This is a genomic window from Planococcus sp. TJ-201 (genome assembly GCF_058268495.1).
The window spans coordinates 569,665-590,015 of record NZ_JBZDOG010000001.1 but is presented as its reverse complement, the minus strand read 5'-3'; the positions used below and the strand labels follow the sequence as shown (position 1 = coordinate 590,015).

The window sequence follows — 20,351 nt, the reverse complement described above, 5'->3', positions numbered from 1 at the left end:
GAATGGGGAGAGAGTAAAACGTTGAAGGGAATCTATGTCTTATGAATAAAACATTTCAAAAAGTGCGGAATCTTACACCTGCCCAGGCGATTGTTTCGTATTATTTTGTCGCAATTGCCATTTCCTTCTTATTACTAAGGTTGCCAAATGTCCATAAACCTGGAATGACGATTCCTTTGATTGACAGCCTGTTTACAGCTGTAAGCGCTGTGAGCGTAACCGGTTTGACTGTTATAAACGTGGTCGATACTTATACCACTTTCGGTATCGTTGTTTTGATGTTTATTTTGCAGCTGGGTGGCATTGGCATTATGTCCATAGGGACGTTTTTTTGGCTTCTTGTCGGTAAACGCATCGGGTTGCGTGAGCGCCAATTAATAATGGTGGACCATAATCAATCGAGTATGTCGGGTGTTGTAAAATTGATTGTGGAAATCGTAAAAATTTTACTGTTGATTGAAGCGGTTGGAGCACTTATTTTAACGCTCTACTTTACGCAATATTTTCCAACGTTTCAGGAAGCATTGCTTCACGGCGTTTTTGGATCTATAACTGCCACAACAAACGGAGGATTCGATATTACTGGAGAATCCCTGGTGCCTTACTTTAATGATTATTTCGTTCAAATCATTAACATGATTCTGATCATATTAGGAGCTATTGGTTTCCCGGTTTTGATTGAAGTAAAAGAATTTTTGTCGAACAAACAAAAGCATTTCCGTTTTTCGTTGTTTACGAAAATCACGACTAGTATTTTCGCTATTTTATTGGCTGTCGGAGCCATTGGTATTCTGCTATTGGAATCGTTTCGGGCATTTAGAGGAATGAGTTGGCACGAAACAGCATTTGCAGCAATCTTCCATTCGGTGTCGTCGCGTTCTGGTGGCTTGGTAACAGTGGATATTACGCAATTCAGCGAGGCGACCAATATTTTTATGAGTGCATTGATGTTTATTGGGGCTTCTCCAAGTTCTGCAGGAGGTGGGATCCGGACCACGACTTTTGCCATCGCCATCCTGTTTTTGATAAACTTTGCACGTGGGAAAAACACCATCCAAATCTTCAAGCGCGAAATTGAATTGATTGATGTTTTTCGTTCGTTTGCCGTTATTTTTCTAGCAGTTTTTATGGTATTGACGGCAACGATCACATTGCTTATTACCGAGCCGCAGGCAACGATTGTCGAAATTATATTTGAAATTACATCAGCGTTTGGAACATGCGGAATGTCTTTGGGCATCACGAGTGATCTTTCAGAACCCGGGAAGTTTATCATTATGGCGCTGATGTTTGTGGGGCGAGTTGGTTTGATTTCATTCCTCTTTACAATCGGCGGCAAAACAGACCCAACAAAGTTCCATTATCCAAAAGAGCGTGTAATCATTGGCTAATATTCTGAACGAATCTTGGAAGATGTTATTTTAATGAATAAAGACTATAATTAGTGTAACGTAGCTTAAACAGTGGAAAGAGTGGATAGCATGAACGAAGAAATCAAACAATCACTAAAATTATTTATTGTGCTGTCGCGTGCACATAAAGCCATTACCGAACAGACCAATCATTTCTTTCAGGCAAGCGGAGTCAATCCGACAGAATTTGCTGTCTTGGAGCTTCTGTATCATAAAGGAAAACAGCCGCTGCAAAAAATAGGTGGAAAAATTCTGTTGGCAAGCGGTTCGATTACCTATGTGATTGATAAGCTCGAAAAAAGAGGTTACATTACCCGAGTGAATTGTCCGAGCGATCGACGTGTGACTTATGCTGAGATATCGGAGCAAGGCAAAGAGTTCATGGCACAGATTTTCCCGGAACACGAAAAGAAATTGCACGAGCTCACAGATGCGTTATCAAGTGAAGAGAAAGAACAAGCAATCGAATTAATGAAAAAATTGGGGTTATCCATTAAAGACTTATCTTACTAATCATACAAAAGGCCTTCCGCAAGTCGGAAGGCCTTTTGTATGTGTAAGAAAGAAGTTTAGTTTTATTCTTCCGGTGAATCGATCGTACTTCCCATAGCGATAAAATTTTCTGTGGCATTGACAGTACTGTCATCAAAAATTGTCAAGCGCACCAACAGGTCCTCGTTTTCAAAAACAATGCCGGTCACGGTGCCTTCGGTGCTTGGCACTTCATATACTGTAGATTGATCAAAATCTTCTCCGTCAAATCCTGTAACTTCAGCAGGTTCTTCCTCCGGATTTACAGCTTGAAGAGTCTGGATCATGTTTTCCTCAGCGGCTGTAAAATCGATTTCTCCAGGAGCAAAAGTCTCGATGCGCATAAAGACGGCAGAATTATCAACGGCGAAAAGCGAATCTTTTTTAGGTTCTTCAGCAGTTAGTTCGTAGCCGTCAAGAACATACAATTCATAATTTTGTCCATCACTTTGTGTCAGAGTGCCGGCGGGATCAGCGTCTTCAGTATCTGTCTCTTCTTCAATTTCACCAGCGGGCTCACTGTCATCTGTCACTTCATCTGTTTCATCAGCCGACTCACTGTCTTCCGTTTCTTCGGCAGTTTCTTCAGCTGGTACACTATCGTCTGTTTCTTCTGCTACTACTTCTTCAGTCGCTTCGTCAGGAGAAGACCCAGTGTTTTCTTCGGCAGTATCAGACGATCCACAAGCTGCCAGAACGACGCCAACCGTCAGGACAGATGATAATAAAAATAAATGCTTCTTCATAAAAAAATTCCTCCTTATCGGTTTGTCTAGTAGACGTTCGAAAAGGAGGAATGTTTCATTTTATACCGGAAGAGGCAAAACAAGGAATAGGAGTATAATCATAACAAGATGAGCAACAATGATAAGAGGCAGGCTCCTTTTCCATTCGTAAAGCAAACCCAAAATCAAGCCTGCTGAGATACCTGCTGCTACACCCGGCCAAAACCCGCTTAATGCTAGGGCAGAGCCGAAAAGAATGGAACTGATCAAAATCGAAAGTGGAGTGGACAAGTATTTCTTCAATTTTTGTTGGACCAAGCCCCTCCAAAAAACTTCTTCACCTGGCACAATGATAAACATCAGGAGAAGATAATGCCAAATCGAAACCGGCGCAAATGCAGACAAAAAGGAGGCTACTGGCCCGGATATGTTAAAAGGAGAAAGCAGCACCAGTTGAAATCCACCAGCAATAAGGGCATAAAGAACAGTTCCATAACCTAAGCCATAAATGAGTGATTTCCACGTGACGAGTTCATCGAAAATCTTGACGAATATAATAGCGAGTGACATAAGGATCAGCATCGCAAATGTATACATATACCAGAAGATGGCGGTGTTTTCAAATGCTAAATTATATAAATAAAAAGCCAGGGGCAGCATCAAAATCAAAGGATGCTGTTTCAAAAAATTAATCATGTAAATCCTCCTAAAAATCACAGCTGCAAGGACAAAGATGTCCCACTTGTTTGTTTACTGTATACTATTTCCTAGTACAGATCTTTAGCATCTGTATATTAGGGTGGCTTTCAAAAATACTAGCCAAAATCGATAATGTTCATTCGTCTAGTATTATAACAGAAGGGCTCATTAAAACTAAGGCAAAAGGGGAACAATTCATGAATGACTATAACCAGCAACTCGAAAATTTGAAAAATGGGGAACTCGAATCCATTACAATTGCGAAAGAAGATTTCCTGGATTTTCGCACCGTCTTGATTGCACGAGAAGATTTCAAGCATTTCAGAGGTACAGCTTATCACCATGGAACTACTGTCTATACATACACAGTGGAACCATCAAAATAAATGAAAGTGAAGCGGGGGATAATGTGGAGAAATTAACGAAAGCTAAAGCGCAGTTGAACAGATTGGTAGTCGGCAGAGAAAAAGAAATTGATTTTATGCTAATTGCTTTGATTCAAGGGGGGCATGTCTTGCTCGAAAGCGTACCGGGTTCAGGCAAGACATGGATGGCTAAAGCATTTGCTGGATCGTTTGCCGGCCGTTTTCAACGAATTCAATTCACACCAGATGTCTTGCCGTCAGACGTGACCGGCATTCGTTTTTTTAATCCGCAAACTCAAGAGTTCGAGCTGCGTGCAGGGCCTGTCCAAACCAATCTGCTGTTGGCGGATGAAATCAATCGTGCAACACCGCGGACGCAGTCGAGCTTGTTGGAATCGATGGAAGAAAAACAGGCAACGATCGATGGGGAAACCATCCAATTGCCAGATCCGTTTATCGTCATCGCTACTCAAAACCCAGTCGAATCACAGCAGGGAACTTTTCCGCTTCCTGCAGCACAGTTGGACCGTTTTCTATTTCGATTGGAAATTGGTTACCCCAAATACGAAGAAGAGCTGTCCATCATCCGGAACTTCCGCGACAATGTTTCCCATAAAAAAGAAATTTTTCCGGTGGCATCCATCGAAGATGTTCAGCAATGGCAAATTGATGCTGGCAAGGTAGCGGTTCACGAAGACATCGAAACCTATATTTTGGCGCTGGTTCGGGCTACTCGCGAACATCCTTCCATTGAGCTGGGTTTAAGTTCCCGTGCGGCGCTGGCGCTTGTTCATGCTGCTCAAGGGAAAGCCTTTGTGGAAGGACGGCAGTTTGTAACGCCGGATGATGTGAAATACATACTCGAACCTGTCGCAGTCCATCGTTTGATGCTGACTGCTGAGGGCATGCTTGTTCATGAACCGCGTGCTATTTTACGCGAAATTTCAAATTCCGTGCCTTCACCGGTAGAGGCATTTTAGATGGTGTGGATCCGTCATAATGACGATACGAAAAACATGAAACGAGTACTAGGGTTTTTACTCGTCTTGCTTTTCATGGCTATGGTATTTTTGCAGTTTTTGGCGGCAGCGGTCATCAGCTTTGTCGCAGGAGTAGTCGGTTTGCAACTCCTTTACTTGAAGGATGCCGGGAAGAAGCTGCTGTTCCAAAATGAACGGATGCGCAAACGCGTGCTTTACGGAGGGGATTCTTCTTGGGAGCTTGTTTTTAAAAATGACGGCTTGCCAATTTGGGGAGGCCAATTGAAAATTTGGTTTTACGATGCAGTGGAACCAAAAGAAACAAATGCAGCAAGTTATGGAGATTTGGTTGAGCTTGATCTGCCTTTTACCGTTGGCAGCAAGCAAACCATTAAAATCGAGGTGCCCATTACAGGCAAAAAGAGAGGGCTGTCACGCATCCAAAAAATGGAGGTACTTATTCCGCAGCCATTTGGAGAAGGCAGTTTGACTCTGGAGTACAAACTGGCAATTTTACAAGAACAGCTCGTTTTTCCTAAATTGCAAAATTACCCTTTTCGTTCCACGCCGTCCCGGCACAAGCCTGGCCAATTCAATTTGCGGCATTCCCTATTTGATGATGCTTTTCAGCCGATCGGCACACGCGACTATGTCTCAACAGATCAATTCAATCAAATTCATTGGAAAGCCAGCGTCAGAATGCAGAATTACCAAACCAAAATCTTTTCGCAAGTGGCCAATGAATCGATGCTGTTTGCACTGAACGTCTCTGCTCTTTATGGGACCATCCACGATTTGGAAGAGCGAATTGAAGAATTGGCTTCGTACGTAGAAAATTGCTTTCGTGCGGGAGTGCCGTATGCACTGGCGATAAATATTCGCTCAGCGGGTAAGATGCCTTATTTATATTTGTCTGCGGGACAAGGCCAGAAGCAACGCCAGCAGGCATTGGAATTGCTGTCGATCATTTCAAAAAACAGCGCTACACTTTCTTACCGCGCGATGCTTGGACATTTGGACATCCACACAGAATTGCCTTACACGACCTACCTATTGACCGGTGAGCCGAAAGAGGCTGTGCATTTTATTACCAAATGGAGCAGCCAAACAGAATTAACGGTCTTGCTGGGCGGAAAGGAACGTGATTTGGCATGACGGCGCGCTTAGTATCGGCCATTTATTTTATGTTGGATGCTTTTATTATTTCCATGGTTCTGGTTTTTGTTTCTAGTGAGACGGCATTGCCGGTAGTTTGGATTTGGCTGTTGGCAGCCATGCTGATGGCGTGTAGTTCTTATTTTTTGTTTTCAAAAAAAACGTATCGAGTAACGTGGGTCGTCGGTATTGCACTTGTTGCCGCGGCTGTTATGTGGACCGGAGGGATGGCATTATGGCTGGCCTTGATTTTAAGCATGCTATCTGTTTACTTGCTCCATGTCCGCTACTCAGTCCGATATGAAGGGTTTAATCACGGTTCCCAATTTTTGATGAAGTTTCTGGTAGTTTTCAGCATCATCTGGGTTATTTTACTGCTGAACCCGGAACCGCTGTCAAGCCGTTTACTCTTCACTCTTGTCCCTGTTGCGGTGTTGTTTTATGTAGCATTGCACTTGGTATACAGCTACCTTCACTCTAAGGCTGATGGTGCGCGGTTCAGCCAAGTTGTCGGTGCTTTTGGCACGCTTGCCATTCTCCCTGCAGTTGCGGCGATCGGTATATTTTGGATTGCTGATGAAGTTCGGAGTTTGGCTGGTTGGGCTGTTGGAGGCGTGATAAAACTGTTGTTTTGGCCACTTGCTCTGGTTCTTGAGCAGGTCACTGAGTTTTTGTCGGCTCTGTCGACTGAGGAAGAAATGCAGGAGACGATCGAAAAACTGGGTCCGGATGCAGAAGCTGTTCAAAACGATTTGGCAGTAAGCGAAGCCGTACCGACCGATTTTCCCGTTGAAATCTTCTTAGGAATTGCAGTACTGGCATGCGCCATAGCATTGGTGTATTGGGTGCGAAAAATAAAACCTGATTCACAAGAACCGGTGGAAGAAAATAAGGTCAGCATTACCAGGCATGACCACGCCTCAGTAGAGCAGCTTGTGCCGAGGCCGGCTGCACCTCATAGCCAGAATCTGGATCTCCATCAAATTCGGGAGGCTTTTCGGGAATTGGAGATGTTGGCAACAGAACAGCAAGTGGGACGCAAAAAATATGAGACGGTCCGTGAATGGACAGCAAGACTGCACTGGGACGTAACCGATTCTTTTTTCAAGACTTATGATCGGGTCCGGTATGGAGACATGCAATTGCCAGACTCCCAGGCCATGGAGTTTATCGGCGAAATTACAGAAATAAAAAGGAAATATTTAAATGAACATGTTTAAAGAACTTGGAAGAAGGGCATAATATACAAGAACACAGCAACATTCTCATTTCCCCCTTTTGTGGTCGGTCCGTTATACGGGTCGGCTTCTTTTTTTGCATTTTTTGAGTGGGAAATAAGTAAAAAATGTACAATATGTTCTTTTTAAAAAGAAAAGTGAATATCCTGAAGATTTTTGCTAAACTGAAGATAGATACAGAAGGAGGAAATACAAATGAAGCTCGGATTTATTGGGACTGGAGTTATGGGCAATAGCCTGGTCAAACATTTATTGGACCATAAGCATGAGGTTTTCATCTATACAAGAACGGCCCAAAAAGCAGAAAACCTGATTGAAGCAGGTGCTATTTTAGTAGAGTCGCCTCAACAAGTTGCTGAAAATAGTGAAGTCATTTTCACCATGGTCGGTTATCCTTCCGATGTTGAAGAAATTTATTTTGGTGATAAAGGCATTATTCACCATGCGAAGACCGGGTCAGTGCTTGTCGACATGACAACTTCAAAGCCGCAGTTGGCGCAGCGGATTTTTGAAGCAGCGGCTGAAAAAGGATTACATGCCTTGGATGCTCCTGTATCTGGCGGGGATGTAGGTGCCAGAAATGCGGTTCTATCCATTATGGTTGGCGGGGAAAAAGAGGTATTTGAACAAGTTAGTCCTTTGCTGAACCTATTTGGGGAAAACGTGGTATTTCAAGGACCAGCGGGTTCTGGACAACATACTAAAATGTGCAACCAAATTAACATCGCAAACAATATGATGGGGGTTTGTGAATCACTGGTCTATGCAAAAAAAGCAGGTCTTGATCCAGAACGGGTCTTGCGTTCTATATCTTCCGGGGCAGCAGGTTCATGGTCATTATCGAATTTGGCGCCAAAAATGATTAACGAAGATTTTCAACCGGGCTTTTACATTAAGCATTTTATTAAAGATATGAAGATTGCTGCAGAAGAGGCGGAAAACTGGGGATTGAATTTGCCGGGCCTTCGATTGTCACTTAGCATGTACGAAGAGGTGGCAGCCCAGGGATATGAAGATAACGGCACACAGACCTTGATCCGGCATTATGATGCATAAGAAAGCCGGAAACCTATAAAGGTTTCCGGCTAAAGTTCAGCTTTAGTCAAAATAAGATTTTTTCGGCGAGTAAAACCGGTCAAGTTGCCGGGGCTGGTAGGACTTGGTAAAATTGGAGACAGCCGCTTCTTTTTTCTGCGGCTCTAATCCGGTTAAAGTCCGCAAAATTTCTTTTGCCACTTTTAAATTCATTCGGCTTGGTGGATTACGGTATGTATCATCCAGATTGCCTAAATGCTCAAGTGAAGAAAAATCGTCTTTTTTCGGGAGCATATGAAAATAGTAATTGCCGCATTTTACGAGGACGGAAGATTGTTGTTGGCTTTTCTGAGGATTTTTGCTGAAGTGCAAACCGACTTTTTTAGCGCGTTGCTTTTCGATCATAAGATTTAATGCTTCTTTCTTCAATGCATACAAATATTGATTGTCGGGGGCAGTTTTTGCATGCCGATTAACTGTGAAGATGGCTTGTGCAATATCTGAATCAGACTTAGCAGCAGACATGGACTCATTCCTTTCATTTAAAAATATTGATATTTTCATCTCCATCATATCAAAATTTTCAGTCACTGTATACTCAAGGGGCATATGTGAAAAAAGGGGAATCCATTCGCTTTGTAGAACTAATGAATACAAGTGAAAAGATCTAAAATCACTATTTGTAATCTAATTTAAAGGGGATGTTTGCATGTTTACGGATCAAACGATTATTGTTACAGGCGGATCGAGCGGCATGGGGCTGCATATGGCTAAAAAGTTCGCTTCAGAAGGTGCCAATGTTGTCATCACAGGGCGTGATATGGACAAATTAAACGAAGCAGTGAAAGCGATTACAGGAAGCCGTGGCTCAGTTGAAGTGTTTCAAATGGATGTACGAGAACACGAACATGCGAAAGCCATGGTACAGTTCGCACACGAAAAATTTGGAAGAATCGATGGACTGGTCAACAATGCTGCCGGCAACTTTATTGTGCATGCAGAAAAACTATCGCCAAATGGCTGGAAGTCGGTAATTGATATTGTATTAAATGGCACTTTTTTCTGTTCTCATGCAGTCGGCAATTACTGGATAGAGAACGGTACGAAAGGCAATATTATAAATATGTTAGCCACTTATGCTTGGAATGCCGGAGCAGGTGTTGCACACTCAGCTGCAGCAAAAGCGGGTGTTATGTCTTTGACGCGGACACTTGCAGTTGAATGGGGAACTCAGTTTGGCATCCGGGTTAACGGCATTGCCCCTGGACCCATCGAGCGGACCGGCGGAGCTGATAAACTTTGGGAATCCGAGAAAGCAGCCAAACGGACGTTGGAGTCAATTCCGCTTGGCAGACTCGGAAAACCTGAGGAAGTAGCGGAGCTTGCTGCTTTTATTATGTCGGATAAAGCTTCTTACATGAATGGAGAAATCGTTACTTTGGACGGCGGCCAATGGCTGAACAAATTTCCTTTTTAAGGTATTTTGTGCACCAATTAAATAGTTTCAGGAATCCTGATGTGTTATGATGAAGTCTGAATGGATGGCATCTAATACAAGCGATGCAAAAGGAGTAGAGTACATGATTTCATTACCAAGCAGAGATTTTCTGGATACACCGATCGAAGACTATATCATTTCTTCCGAAAAAGTTGCACATGTTCAAATGGGCAATAGTGCCGAACATGCGTTACTCGTGTTGACGAAGACGGGCTATTCAGCCATTCCGGTACTGGATTTAAAATATCGCTTTCGCGGTTTGATCAATGCACAACGGATTACTGATGCAATTCTCGGAATGGATCATATAGAATACGAACGGCTTTCTGATATCCGCGTGGAAGATATTATGGAAAAAGACTTGCCTTTGATCCACATTAACGAACGTTTTCAAAAAGCGCTGGATATGGTCATCAACCAAAATTTTCTGTGTGTCATTGACGATGAAGAAATGTTCATGGGAATCTTGACGCGGCGTGTTGTGTTGAAAAAGTTGAAAAAACAAATTTATCAATTAAAAATTTAACCAAGCATCGCAGAAGGTCTCGTTCTAGAGGCCTTTTTTATGCTTAAAAAGCTAATTAAGCTGTAAAAGTGGAGCTTCTCATTTTTTGTTGAAAGACCAACTCAGAGCTCCGACCAATCTTTGCCGCTTTACTACATAGTTTTTGAACTCCAGCGCCCTGATGACAGGAACATAAGCCATTAGGGCTGTGTCGATGCAATCCAAAAGGGCGTTTTCGCTTTGTGTTGTCAGTTGAAAAGAGGTTTGGAAAATGAATAAAACAAAAAGGCCGCTTGTTTTGGTTGCTGTAATGCTGGCTATGTTTGTCAGCGCGGTTGAAGCGACGATTGTGTCGACTGCCATGCCAATCATTGCATCTGAATTGGGTGGATTTTCAAAATACAGTTGGGTATTCTCGTCTTATTTGTTGATGAGCACCGTGACGGTCCTTTTGTACGGCAAGCTGTCCGATATATTTGGGCGAAAGCGTATATTCGCAGTAGGGATGTTGCTGTTCTTATTTGGTTCTCTATTGTGCGGCTTTGCGGATTCGATCGAACAATTAATTTTCTACCGGTTTGTTCAGGGGATGGGCGCAGGCGCAGTCATGCCGATTGCAACGACGATTGTCGGTGATATTTATTCGAGTGACGAAAGGGCGAAGATTCAAGGGTATTTATCCAGTGTCTGGGGTATTTCCGCCGTTACCGGCCCTGCAATCGGCGGGATTCTTGTCGCAACTATTGGGTGGCAATATGTATTTTGGATCAACCTGCCTCTTGGTGTTTTATCTTTGATTGGTGTTCTGCTGTATTTGAAAGAACCCGTGAACAAGAAAAAACCAGTGATTGATTACAAAGGAGCGGCCTTGTTGACGGCTGCCTTATCAACAATGCTGTATTTATTGGTGGAAGGCGGCGTGTCGTTTGACTGGCTATCCAGGCAATCGTTGATTTTGCTGTCAGCCAGTTTATTGTTTTTTGTGTTATTCATCTGGGTGGAACAAAAGGCAGTCGATCCGATGATGCCTTTTGAGATATGGCGGAACAAAACGATACTTTACGCCAACCTTGTTTCATTAGCCACCGGCGTTATTTTAATCAGCATCTCCAGCTATTTGCCTACTTATGTAACAGGCGTAATGGAGCAGCCAGCAGCCATTGCCGGATTCACCTTAACCGCTATGTCAATCGGCTGGCCACTGGCGTCCTTTTTTTCCGGGCGGCTGCTACTGAAAATTGGCTACTTTAGAACATCGTTGGCAGGCGGCGCTTTTCTGGTCGTTGGTACCTTGCTGTTTGTCTTGATGCAGCCTGGCTTCGGTCCGTTGTGGGCCGCCATGTCGAGCTTTTTTGTAGGCATTGGCATGGGCTTGACCAGCACCGCATTTATCGTGTCGATTCAGGCGGCAGTATCTTATGAACAGCGCGGATCGGCTACTGCTTCGAATATGTTTATGCGGAACTTGGGCAGTACCATTGGTGTGGCTTTGCTTGGCAGTGTCTTGAACAGTTCTTTGCTGCGCTCGTTTGCCGACAGTGGCCAAAATTACTCTCTAAGCTCCATCAACGATTTGCTGAGTGCTGACAGCCGCGCCGGCATTTCTGCCGAAGCACTGGATTTTCTGCAGCAAGCACTGGCCGGAGCGCTTCAAAATGTATACTTGGCCACTGCGGCTTTCGCGATCGTCAGTTTTATCTTAATCTTCGGGCTTCGGGGTCAAAAAGGAGAGAAGAGCCATGTCAAATGAAGAACTCATTATTAAAGTATTGGCTGAAGAAGGCAATATGAGAAAAGCGGCAGAACGGCTGTTTTTGTCGCAGCCCGCTTTATCACAGCGTCTTCAATCCATTGAGAAGGATTGGGGCCAACAATTGTTTATTCGCTCGCAAAAAGGATTATCGCCAACACCTGCCGGAGAACTGGTCATTCAATACGCCAATGAGACTATCCTGCGAAAAGAAGAAGTGTTTGAAGTGTTGCACACATTGACTTCCAAAGTGCATGGTACCTTGAAAATTGCCTGCGCAACAATCATCGGCCAAAATTGGTTGCCTAAAGTACTGAAGGATTTCGTGACACTTTATCCGGAAGCAAAAATCCAGTTGATTACAGGATGGAGCTCAGAAATCGTTCGTTCGCTTTATGATGGGGAAGCCCATATCGGAATTGTGCGTGGCCATACGGATTGGAAAGGGACAAAGCATCATTTATTTAAAGATACTCTGTATTTGGTCGACAAAGAAATTCGCTCGCTTGAAGAACTGCTTCAGACAGAGCGGCCCTTTATCCAGTTTAAAAGTGACTCGAATTATTACGAGGAGATCCAGCAATGGTGGCAAAAGCATTTTGCTTCCAATCCAAAACGGCAAATAACGGTCGACCAAATTGAAACCTGCAAGCAGATGGCGATCAACGGAATCGGCTACGCCATCCTGCCGTCAATTACATTGACGGGCACAGAGGATGTGCACATGATGCCGCTTACCAACAACAAAGAAGAACTGGAATTGACACGGGATACGTGGCTAATCGGCTATGAATCTGCTTTTCAACTGCGCCAAGTAGAGGCATTTGTCGATATAGTCGAAAAACATGCCGCTTTATTAAGGTGAAGCGGATGAATTTTTATGCTGAATCAGATATAATAACAACATCACTTATAGAAAGAGGTTTTTATTGATGAAACAGATGGATGCAAGCGAAATAATCTCGTACATACAAAATGCAAAAAAGGCGACACCTGTAAAAGCATACATAAAAGGCCAAGGAGTGGCTGATTTGGATTACGGCACAGACTCTAAAGTATTTGGAGAAGGCAGTTCAATTACTGTATTCGGCGAATGGACAGATATCCAGAAAGCGTTGGAAGCAAATGCCGCTGTTATTGAAGATTCGGTTGTGGAAAACGATCGCAGAAATTCTGCTATTCCGCTGCTTGATATGAAAAATATCAACAGCCGCATCGAACCCGGTGCGTTTATCCGCGAAAACGTGGAAATTGGCAATAACTGCATCATCATGATGGGTGCTGTTATTAATATTGGTTCTGTCATCGGTGACGGAACAATGATTGACATGGGCGTAATCATGGGCGGCCGCGCAACGGTCGGCAAAAACTGCCACATTGGAGCAGGTGCTGTATTAGCTGGCGTTATCGAGCCAGCATCTGCAACTCCAGTCATCATTGAAGACGATGTTTTGATTGGTGCCAACGCAGTTGTACTTGAAGGCGTTCGCGTCGGCAAAGGCGCCGTAGTCGCAGCAGGAGCAATCGTAATCGAAGATGTTCCTGAAAACTCAGTAGTAGGCGGCACGCCAGCACGCGTATTGAAATTGATGGATGCAAAAACACGTGCAAAAACAGAAATCAAGCAAGAACTTAGACAGCTGTAATCGGTGAACCCGATGGAGTTAGTAAAAATCAGAAGAGATCTGCATCAGATTCCGGAAATTGGTTTTCAGGAAGTGAAGACACAAGCGTATCTTTTGAAAACGATCTCGCAGTTGCCGCAAGGACGGTTAGAAGTGGTCGAGTGGCGGACGGGGATCGCGGTCAAAGTGATCGGCACTAATCCTTCTAAGCGGATTGGTTGGCGAACAGACATTGATGCCTTGCCAATACAGGAAGAAACAGCATTGCCATTTCAATCGACTCATCCAGGATTTATGCACGCATGCGGCCATGATCTTCATATGGCCGTTGCGCTTGGGCTGCTGAAAAAACTCTTAGATGAGCCAATTGAAGATGACGTTGTGATTTTGTTCCAACCTGCAGAAGAAGGCCCAGGCGGAGCCTTGCCATTTCGTGAATGGCTGAAAAACGACCGGCCTGATTTACTGCCGGACGTGATTTGTGCGCTGCATATTGCGCCGGAACTTCCGGTCGGTACAGTAGGCACCCGACCAGGTTTGTTGTTTGCCAATACTTCAGAATTGTTTATTGATCTTCATGGCAAGGGCGGCCATGCTGCTTTTCCGCATTTGACCGAAGACATGGCAGTTGCAGCTGCTTCGTTGTTGATGCAGCTGCAGACAATTGTCAGCCGCAACGTCAATCCAATGGACTCAGCCGTTCTGACCATAGGTAAGATGAGTGCGGGAACGGTTCAAAACGTGATTGCTGAGCACGCACGGTTGGAGGGAACGATCCGCACCTTAAACAGTGAATCGATGATTCATATGAAGCAGCGGATTGAAGGTTTCTGCCGTGCGGTCGAAGAAGCCTATAATTGCCGGATCCGTATTGATTACGGTTCGGGCTACTTGCAAGTGACGAATGATGAGGCGCTGGCAGAAAAATTTCTGGAATATGCCAGTAAATCAGAAGGCATAACAGCCATACGCAGTGATGCAGCCATGACAGGCGAAGATTTTGGTTATTTTACCGAGCAGCTCCCTGGACTGATGTTCTGGGCTGGTGTTTCCTCACCATACGGATTGCACCACGCAAAGCTGGAGCCGGATGAAAAAATCCTCAGTTTCATGCCTGAATTTATCCACAAGTTCTTTTCGGAACTATAAGAACGGACAGCATTTGCTGTCCGTTCTTTTTTCTGGAAAGAAAGTGATTTAAAAGATGCTTTTTTTGTAAGAAGATGGAACTATTTTTCATTGCCAGCGTACTAATAAAGAGACGCGTAAAAGGGGGATCATCATGCATAAACGCTTGCTGGCATTAATTGCTTTTGCATTGCTTATTAGTTTATTTATCATGCCGCAGCTATCGTTGGCGGCACCACAAATTACCGTGGATTCTAGTGCCGGATTTCAAAATAAGGTCAAGTATGAAAAAGGCTTGCCCCTTCAGTTTACAGTTACCAATGAAGGCTCGGCGTTTTCAGGGGACTTGGTAATCAGTTACTCGGAAACCTATAATCTTGGAGCTGGTATGGCTATGCCGATTGAACTTGCTGAAGGCGAAAGCAAGACGCTACACATCGCGTCGTCGGGTTTATCAGACATGAATTATACAGGTGGCCCTAACGATCAAAGCATTTTTCTGTTTGAGGGCGGCTGGGAAGAAGGCGAATCAATTGCTTTCAAAGGCAAAAAAACGATACAGCCCAGTTACTATTCGCCAGGGACAATGTTTGTTGCCACCTTGACCGATAACCAGGACCGCTTGCAGCCATTAAAACAACTTGCCGTACCATCCGGTGAAGGGGTGGAAGTGATTCACCTGAATCAGCTGCAAAATTTTTCTTTGCCGACGGAAGCACAGGCTTGGAGTATGATTGACTACTTGGTCATTGACGAGTTTTCATATAGCGATTTGCCAGAGCCGACTCAACAAGCCATTTTGCAATGGGTTCAGCAAGGTGGCCATGTCGTTACAGGTTCGACCAGCAATTTGGAAGCAGAGCTTGGCAACTTAAGCGAATACCTGCCATTAACGCTGGGGGATGAAATCAATGTTTCAGTTTCAGGGCTTGAAAATCCAGTACCAGCTTTCCAAGCAACAGCTAAAGAAGGAGCTGCAGTCAAGCTGCAAAATGATGGACAAGTATTTGCTGCCACACAGTCTGTAGGTTCGGGGAATGTGACCCAGATGAGTTTTTCTCTTGGAGATGAAACCGTCTCGGCACAAAAAGGCTATAGCCAAATGATGTCAAATTATTTTCCGGCACCAGTAACCAATTATAATTCGATGGGTGGCCAGTCAATTCTTGATTATATGACATATGAAGTTGGGGATGTCAATGAGTTGTTTGACAGCTTTGCTGTTTCAAAACCGTTTATTATTGCCATCATTGTGCTTTATATTCTATTAATTGTACCGGTTCTTTACATCGTTTTGAAGAAAAGGGACAAACGGGAATTTGCTTGGTTTATCATTCCTGCCGTTGCTTTGTTGACTTCGCTGGGACTTTTTGCGTATGGAGCCCAAGACCGAATCGGCAACCCGCAAATACAGCAAACTGGTTTTTTTGAGGTGGATGCCGATAACGGATTAAATGGCTATTATGTCAATTCATTGCTATCAAATCGAGGTGGGGATTATCAATTCACAGCTCCTTCTACCACGACGATGACCTACCGAATGGCCAGTGAATTTTCCGGGACCCAGCCGTATCTGTCAGCCATGATGGAAAAAGGTGCGACCAGGAATCAAATAACAGTTCGGGATATGCGTTATTGGTCTGTCGAATCGATCATGGGCCAGTCCTATATTGAAAACACCGGAAACTTCGGAATTGATTTGGAAGTGGCCGAAAATAAAGTGGTGGGAACCATCCTTAATAACTTTTCATTTGGAGTGCAAGACGTTTCAATTTGGACGGGTACACGCTTATTGGATCTGGGCGACCTGAGCCCTGGCGAAGAAGTGGCGGTGGATGAAACAATCCAATCGGATATTCTTTCACCGGCAGCAGCTATCGGCCAATCTTATGGTTACCAGCCCATTGCTGATTTGGAAGAGTTGGAAACAGCACGTCGCCAATCGTTGCTTTCAACTTCCTATGAACAAATGTCTGAAAATGGAAAGTCGCCATATGTGATTGCCTATACAGAGGATGCTATCGTACCAATCAGCCTGGAAAATCAGCGGGCTTCTGTAGACTCAGTCCATTTGCTTGCACAAAGCTTTAAACCAAAATTGACTTTGAGTGGAGAGATTAGTTTGAATGCGGATGCTTTCGGCATGGAACTGGCTGGTACCAGTACAAATGCCTATTTCGATAATATGTCGAATGATCCTTACTTATTTTATTTGGAGCCTGGAAACTATGACCTGACCTATACGCTTCCAGAAGATATAGAACTTTCAAAAGCTGAATGGAATGAACTTTCAATCGCCACTTCAGGCCAGGGACTAGCAGTCACACTATTAAATCATGACAGTGGAGACTACGAGGAAATCACCGAAGCCAACCAAAATTTTACCGATAATGCGATAAACTATATAGGAGAGGATGGAGACATCCAGTTAAAACTTGAAATGACGGACGGTTCAGCAACTGCTGAAGTTGTCGTGCCAAAAGTTAAATTGAAAGGAGTGATTGCTCCGTGATTGAAACAATTGGATTGACCAAAAAATACGGTTCGTTTTATGCGCTTCAAGATTTAAATCTGGTTGTGGAAGACAGCACCGTTTTTGGTTTTGTCGGTGCAAACGGTGCGGGGAAATCAACGACTTTTTCGATACTGGCAACGCTTCTTCAGCCGACTGCCGGCGATGCATTTATCAATGGCATAAGTGTCACCAAAAATCCGCAGGAAGTGCGCAGGCAAATTGGTTATGTGCCGGATTTCTTTGGTGTCTATGATCAGTTAAAAACAGATGAGTATTTGGATTTTTACGGAGCGAGCTATGGCATCAAACCGAAAGAGCGTGCGGTGCTGATACCCAAACTGCTGGAACTGGTCAACTTGGAGAACAAACGCTATGACTATGTGGATTTATTGTCACGCGGGATGAAACAACGGCTATGTTTAGCGCGCGCATTGATTCATGACCCAAAAATTCTGATTTTGGATGAACCGGCTTCTGGACTCGATCCGCGTGCGCGCGTCGAAATGCGGGATATTTTGAGAGAGCTAAAAGCAATGGGCAAAACCATTTTGATTTCATCGCATATTTTGCCGGAACTTGCTGAAATGTGCGACAGCATCGGAGTCATCGATAATGGCAAGTTGATTGCACAGGGTTCTGTACACGCGATTCAAGCGCAACTGCAAAGCGAAAAAGTGCTTCGGGTCAAAGTAATGGGTGATACTCATTCGGTCGTACCATTTTTTGAAATGGATCCTTTTGTTTCTCAAATCGAAGAACAGCAGGATAAACATACCATTCAATTTTTCTATCGGGGAACCGAACAAGATCAATTGCGTTTACTGCAGCAAGCGATCGCTCAAAACGTACCGATCCTGTCATTTTCGGAAGAAGAAACTGATTTGGAAGATGTATTTATGGCAATTACAAAAGGAGTGGAAATCGGATGAAAACCCTCCTTACCAATCCTGTACTGATCAAAGAACTTAAATTGCGTTTCCGCAACCTGAAAAGCTTTACGGGAATTTTGTTTTACTTGATTGCCATGAGCATTTTCGTTTTTGGTTTTATCTTTTTGGCAACGTCTTTGACCGGAAATGGATTTTTCCGGCCAGATGAAAGTTTTATGCTATTTAGCATCATGACGTACATTCAATTGGGCTTGATTTTATTTATTACACCTGCATTGACTGCAGGAACGATCAGTTCTGAGCGTGAAAAACAAACCTTGAATATTTTGCTGACCACCTCCCAGACTTCTTTTCAAATCATTTTTGGGAAAATGACATCATCCATTGCTTTTCTGTTGCTGATGATTGTATCCGGATTGCCGATTTACAGTTTGGTATTCTTGTATGGAGGGGTTTCACCCAGCCAATTGTTTTACATCTTTTTGTTTTATTTGCTGACTTTGCTGGCAATCGCCAGCATCGGCGTGATGTTTTCAACATTAATCCGAAAGACCATTGTTGCGATCATTGCAACCTATGGCGCAATGATTTTCATCGCCGGCGTCACAGCGTTTTTCTTGTTGATCTCGGTGCAAGTTTCACAGATGGGTTCGGGTGCGCCGAGCATGTCACCCTTGGCTCATTTCTGGGCTTCCATTAACCCACCGGCAGTGTTGTTAACTTTGCTGCAACCACCTATGGAAGATCAGTTGCAAGCTGTAACTATGATATCGATTCCGCTGTGGATCGGGTACGTAATCTTCTACAGTTTGCTAACCGTCGCCAGTATTTTTCTGGCAGTCAAAAAGCTTCGAGTCAATATGAATAAATACAAGTAAGGAGGGAATTTCATGACCAACCGCGATATCCAAAAGTATGTCAAAAAGACAGACAGGCTGCTGCGAATGCTTCATTTCACCCGCAGCTTTCAGTTCGCTTTGTTTGCAGGATTTTCTTCAGCGGCGGCTTTGCTGCTGGTATCGCGGTTGTTTGTGCTTCCTTATTATGAATTTTATGCATATGCAGCAGGATTTGCCGCTATCGCAAGTTGGATCTTGTTGACGATGAAAGATTTGCCGAGTACCAAACAGGCAGTCCAAGAGTTGGACCGTTTCACACCGCACAATCAGTTGCTGACCGTATGGAAACTGAACGAAAAAAATGCGCTGGCAGAAATGTTAACGAACAAAACTGCAGCAATTGTGCCTTTTAGCTACCAGCTGTTTCGTCAAGAACGTAAAGCTTGGCTTCGACCAAAATGGCTGATTGGGGCAGTAGCAAGCGGCGCACTGATGATGCTTCTACTGGTTTTTCCAAGCAATCTGCAAAATCAGGCAAATGATGTTGAAGAAGAGTTGGAACTGGTACAAGACATCAAAAAAGAAATTGATGACATAGAAAAGCAGGCAGAAACGGAAGCAGTAAAAAAAGAAATGGAAGCATTGAAAGCAGCAATTGAAAATATTGAAGATCCGGAAGCTGTGCTGAAAGAGCTTGTCAAAAAACAAAAAGAGCTGGATTTGAAAAAACGGCAGCTGGCGGAAGGACAAACTGCAGAAGCTGAAGCTGTTTCTCAGGATCTCGAAAGAGTTTCCGACAGATTGGCTGACCAGGCAGGAAAAACCCAAACCTCTTTGAGCAACATGGGCAAACCGGTAGCATTTCCCTTGCAGCAGACCATTGCTAATCGTGGGCAATCTGGCGAGGAAAACCCAAGCGGTTCCGCTGCCGGGGAATCTTCCAGTGAAGGCAGTGAGTCCAATACTGATGGTCAGGGATCTGGTAATGGAGAAAATGCAGGAGAAGCTGAAGAGCCAGAAAACGGCCAAGGGGAAGCTGAAGGGCATGGCGAAAATGAAGGCCAGGGTCAAGGACAAGGCCAAGGCCAAGGCCAAGGCCAAGGCCAGGGTCAAGGACAAGGACAAGGACAAGGACAAGGACAAGGTCAAGGACAAGGCTCAGGGCAAGGAGCTGGCCAGGGCCAAGGCAGCCGCGACTTGTTGACTGTACCTGCTCGCATCGGCGGAGAAGGCGATACGGCAGTTGATAACGGAAAAATTGGAGAAGGTCAAGCCGCAGGGGAACAGGAAGGGTCTGTTGCGGCAACTGCAGGCAGCGTGCAACCATACGCCGACGTAGTGGGTGAGTATTCAGCATCTTATTTTTCAAGCGCAGATCGCCTGCAATTGCCGCCTGATTTGCAAACCGTTGTAGAACAATACTTTACGGATATCGAAACCGAAGAATAGAAAAGAGGGGTT

General features: G+C 44.2%; 20 protein-coding genes. 17 read left to right on the top strand and 3 right to left on the bottom strand.

Annotation, left to right across the window (positions count from 1 at the left end; all coding sequences use genetic code 11):
* The first annotated feature begins 41 nt into the window (after positions 1-41).
* Positions 42-1,391: a TrkH family potassium uptake protein gene (locus tag AC4EG4_RS03205; RefSeq protein WP_490977754.1), complete on the top strand. Its 1,350-nt coding sequence runs from the start codon at positions 42-44 to the stop codon at positions 1,389-1,391.
* Positions 1,392-1,481: 90 nt separating this feature from the next.
* Positions 1,482-1,925 (top strand): MarR family winged helix-turn-helix transcriptional regulator, encoded by a 444-nt coding sequence (locus tag AC4EG4_RS03200; protein WP_142826163.1) that lies wholly within the window; start codon positions 1,482-1,484, stop codon positions 1,923-1,925.
* A gap of 62 nt (positions 1,926-1,987) precedes the next feature.
* Here the strand turns inward: AC4EG4_RS03200 and AC4EG4_RS03195 are convergent, their stop codons facing one another.
* Both AC4EG4_RS03195 and AC4EG4_RS03190 read right to left on the bottom strand, forming a co-directional pair.
* Entirely contained in the window at positions 1,988-2,689 is a 702-nt protein-coding gene (locus tag AC4EG4_RS03195; RefSeq protein ID WP_490986892.1) for a DUF8580 domain-containing lipoprotein, read from the bottom strand.
* Positions 2,690-2,749: 60 nt separating this feature from the next.
* On the bottom strand, positions 2,750-3,364 hold the full coding sequence (locus tag AC4EG4_RS03190; protein ID WP_490977756.1) for a CPBP family intramembrane glutamic endopeptidase: 615 nt from the start codon (positions 3,362-3,364) through the stop codon (positions 2,750-2,752).
* Positions 3,365-3,564: 200 nt separating this feature from the next.
* Here AC4EG4_RS03190 and ykzS point away from each other — a divergent pair, with 200 nt between their 5' ends.
* The 5 genes from ykzS (at position 3,565) to AC4EG4_RS03165 (ending at position 8,161) form a co-directional block, all read left to right on the top strand.
* Positions 3,565-3,753, top strand: a complete 189-nt coding sequence (gene ykzS, locus AC4EG4_RS03185) for a protein YkzS (RefSeq protein ID WP_490977757.1) — start codon at positions 3,565-3,567, stop codon at positions 3,751-3,753.
* 23 nt (positions 3,754-3,776) lie between these two features.
* Positions 3,777-4,712: an AAA family ATPase gene (locus AC4EG4_RS03180; protein ID WP_490986891.1), complete on the top strand. Its 936-nt coding sequence runs from the start codon at positions 3,777-3,779 to the stop codon at positions 4,710-4,712.
* The gene (locus AC4EG4_RS03175) at positions 4,713-5,867 is read left to right on the top strand and encodes a DUF58 domain-containing protein (RefSeq protein WP_490986890.1); all 1,155 of its coding nucleotides are present in this window, start codon (positions 4,713-4,715) and stop codon (positions 5,865-5,867) included.
* Positions 5,864-7,087 (top strand): hypothetical protein, encoded by a 1,224-nt coding sequence (locus tag AC4EG4_RS03170; RefSeq protein WP_490977760.1) that lies wholly within the window; start codon positions 5,864-5,866, stop codon positions 7,085-7,087. Before AC4EG4_RS03175 ends, AC4EG4_RS03170 begins: the two co-directional genes overlap by 4 nt.
* A gap of 213 nt (positions 7,088-7,300) precedes the next feature.
* The gene (locus AC4EG4_RS03165) at positions 7,301-8,161 is read left to right on the top strand and encodes an NAD(P)-dependent oxidoreductase (RefSeq protein WP_490986889.1); all 861 of its coding nucleotides are present in this window, start codon (positions 7,301-7,303) and stop codon (positions 8,159-8,161) included.
* Between the two features lie 42 nt (positions 8,162-8,203).
* On the opposite strand, the gene AC4EG4_RS03160 is transcribed toward AC4EG4_RS03165, so the two are convergent.
* Positions 8,204-8,665: a YkyB family protein gene (locus tag AC4EG4_RS03160; protein WP_490977762.1), complete on the bottom strand. Its 462-nt coding sequence runs from the start codon at positions 8,663-8,665 to the stop codon at positions 8,204-8,206.
* Positions 8,666-8,849: 184 nt separating this feature from the next.
* Between AC4EG4_RS03160 and fadH the strand changes: the two genes are divergently transcribed.
* The 10 genes from fadH (at position 8,850) to AC4EG4_RS03110 (ending at position 20,339) form a co-directional block, all read left to right on the top strand.
* Positions 8,850-9,617 carry a 2,4-dienoyl-CoA reductase gene (gene fadH / locus AC4EG4_RS03155; RefSeq protein WP_490986888.1) on the top strand — a complete coding sequence of 256 codons (768 nt, stop codon included), beginning with the start codon at positions 8,850-8,852 and terminating at the stop codon, positions 9,615-9,617.
* A 103-nt stretch (positions 9,618-9,720) separates the two neighbouring features.
* The gene (gene cbpB / locus AC4EG4_RS03150; RefSeq protein WP_490977764.1) at positions 9,721-10,164 is read left to right on the top strand and encodes a cyclic-di-AMP-binding protein CbpB; all 444 of its coding nucleotides are present in this window, start codon (positions 9,721-9,723) and stop codon (positions 10,162-10,164) included.
* A 250-nt stretch (positions 10,165-10,414) separates the two neighbouring features.
* Positions 10,415-11,893 carry an MDR family MFS transporter gene (locus AC4EG4_RS03145; protein WP_490986887.1) on the top strand — a complete coding sequence of 493 codons (1,479 nt, stop codon included), beginning with the start codon at positions 10,415-10,417 and terminating at the stop codon, positions 11,891-11,893.
* Positions 11,883-12,758 carry a transcriptional regulator CcpC gene (gene ccpC, locus AC4EG4_RS03140; protein ID WP_490977766.1) on the top strand — a complete coding sequence of 292 codons (876 nt, stop codon included), beginning with the start codon at positions 11,883-11,885 and terminating at the stop codon, positions 12,756-12,758. The genes AC4EG4_RS03145 and ccpC overlap by 11 nt, the downstream gene beginning before the upstream one ends.
* A 67-nt stretch (positions 12,759-12,825) precedes the next feature.
* A complete protein-coding gene (gene dapD, locus AC4EG4_RS03135; protein WP_490986886.1) occupies positions 12,826-13,539 on the top strand; it encodes a 2,3,4,5-tetrahydropyridine-2,6-dicarboxylate N-acetyltransferase in 714 nt (237 codons plus the stop codon).
* 12 nt (positions 13,540-13,551) lie between these two features.
* Entirely contained in the window at positions 13,552-14,667 is a 1,116-nt protein-coding gene (locus tag AC4EG4_RS03130) for an N-acetyldiaminopimelate deacetylase (RefSeq protein WP_490986885.1), read from the top strand.
* Between the two features lie 133 nt (positions 14,668-14,800).
* The gene (locus AC4EG4_RS03125; protein WP_490986884.1) at positions 14,801-17,158 is read left to right on the top strand and encodes a DUF8725 domain-containing protein; all 2,358 of its coding nucleotides are present in this window, start codon (positions 14,801-14,803) and stop codon (positions 17,156-17,158) included.
* The gene (locus AC4EG4_RS03120; RefSeq protein WP_490977770.1) at positions 17,155-18,090 is read left to right on the top strand and encodes an ABC transporter ATP-binding protein; all 936 of its coding nucleotides are present in this window, start codon (positions 17,155-17,157) and stop codon (positions 18,088-18,090) included. Before AC4EG4_RS03125 ends, AC4EG4_RS03120 begins: the two co-directional genes overlap by 4 nt.
* Positions 18,087-18,929 carry an ABC transporter permease gene (locus tag AC4EG4_RS03115; RefSeq protein ID WP_142826179.1) on the top strand — a complete coding sequence of 281 codons (843 nt, stop codon included), beginning with the start codon at positions 18,087-18,089 and terminating at the stop codon, positions 18,927-18,929. Before AC4EG4_RS03120 ends, AC4EG4_RS03115 begins: the two co-directional genes overlap by 4 nt.
* 12 nt (positions 18,930-18,941) lie before the next feature.
* Positions 18,942-20,339 carry a DUF8809 domain-containing protein gene (locus AC4EG4_RS03110; protein ID WP_490986883.1) on the top strand — a complete coding sequence of 466 codons (1,398 nt, stop codon included), beginning with the start codon at positions 18,942-18,944 and terminating at the stop codon, positions 20,337-20,339.
* Positions 20,340-20,351 lie beyond the last annotated feature (12 nt).

What these genes read in the sequence shown, in the direction of transcription:
- AC4EG4_RS03190 (WP_490977756.1), bottom strand. Translation starts at nt 3,364, where the DNA reads ATGATTAATTTTTTGAAACAGCATCCTTTGATTTTGATGCTGCCCCTG.
- cbpB (WP_490977764.1), top strand. Translation starts at nt 9,721, where the DNA reads ATGATTTCATTACCAAGCAGAGATTTTCTGGATACACCGATCGAAGAC.
- AC4EG4_RS03130 (WP_490986885.1), top strand. Translation starts at nt 13,552, where the DNA reads ATGGAGTTAGTAAAAATCAGAAGAGATCTGCATCAGATTCCGGAAATT.
- AC4EG4_RS03145 (WP_490986887.1), top strand. Translation starts at nt 10,415, where the DNA reads ATGAATAAAACAAAAAGGCCGCTTGTTTTGGTTGCTGTAATGCTGGCT.
- AC4EG4_RS03165 (WP_490986889.1), top strand. Translation starts at nt 7,301, where the DNA reads ATGAAGCTCGGATTTATTGGGACTGGAGTTATGGGCAATAGCCTGGTC.
- ykzS (WP_490977757.1), top strand. Translation starts at nt 3,565, where the DNA reads ATGAATGACTATAACCAGCAACTCGAAAATTTGAAAAATGGGGAACTC.
- AC4EG4_RS03200 (WP_142826163.1), top strand. Translation starts at nt 1,482, where the DNA reads ATGAACGAAGAAATCAAACAATCACTAAAATTATTTATTGTGCTGTCG.
- dapD (WP_490986886.1), top strand. Translation starts at nt 12,826, where the DNA reads ATGAAACAGATGGATGCAAGCGAAATAATCTCGTACATACAAAATGCA.
- AC4EG4_RS03115 (WP_142826179.1), top strand. Translation starts at nt 18,087, where the DNA reads ATGAAAACCCTCCTTACCAATCCTGTACTGATCAAAGAACTTAAATTG.
- AC4EG4_RS03110 (WP_490986883.1), top strand. Translation starts at nt 18,942, where the DNA reads ATGACCAACCGCGATATCCAAAAGTATGTCAAAAAGACAGACAGGCTG.
- AC4EG4_RS03195 (WP_490986892.1), bottom strand. Translation starts at nt 2,689, where the DNA reads ATGAAGAAGCATTTATTTTTATTATCATCTGTCCTGACGGTTGGCGTC.
- AC4EG4_RS03125 (WP_490986884.1), top strand. Translation starts at nt 14,801, where the DNA reads ATGCATAAACGCTTGCTGGCATTAATTGCTTTTGCATTGCTTATTAGT.
- fadH (WP_490986888.1), top strand. Translation starts at nt 8,850, where the DNA reads ATGTTTACGGATCAAACGATTATTGTTACAGGCGGATCGAGCGGCATG.
- ccpC (WP_490977766.1), top strand. Translation starts at nt 11,883, where the DNA reads ATGTCAAATGAAGAACTCATTATTAAAGTATTGGCTGAAGAAGGCAAT.
- AC4EG4_RS03205 (WP_490977754.1), top strand. Translation starts at nt 42, where the DNA reads ATGAATAAAACATTTCAAAAAGTGCGGAATCTTACACCTGCCCAGGCG.
- AC4EG4_RS03175 (WP_490986890.1), top strand. Translation starts at nt 4,713, where the DNA reads ATGGTGTGGATCCGTCATAATGACGATACGAAAAACATGAAACGAGTA.
- AC4EG4_RS03160 (WP_490977762.1), bottom strand. Translation starts at nt 8,665, where the DNA reads ATGTCTGCTGCTAAGTCTGATTCAGATATTGCACAAGCCATCTTCACA.
- AC4EG4_RS03170 (WP_490977760.1), top strand. Translation starts at nt 5,864, where the DNA reads ATGACGGCGCGCTTAGTATCGGCCATTTATTTTATGTTGGATGCTTTT.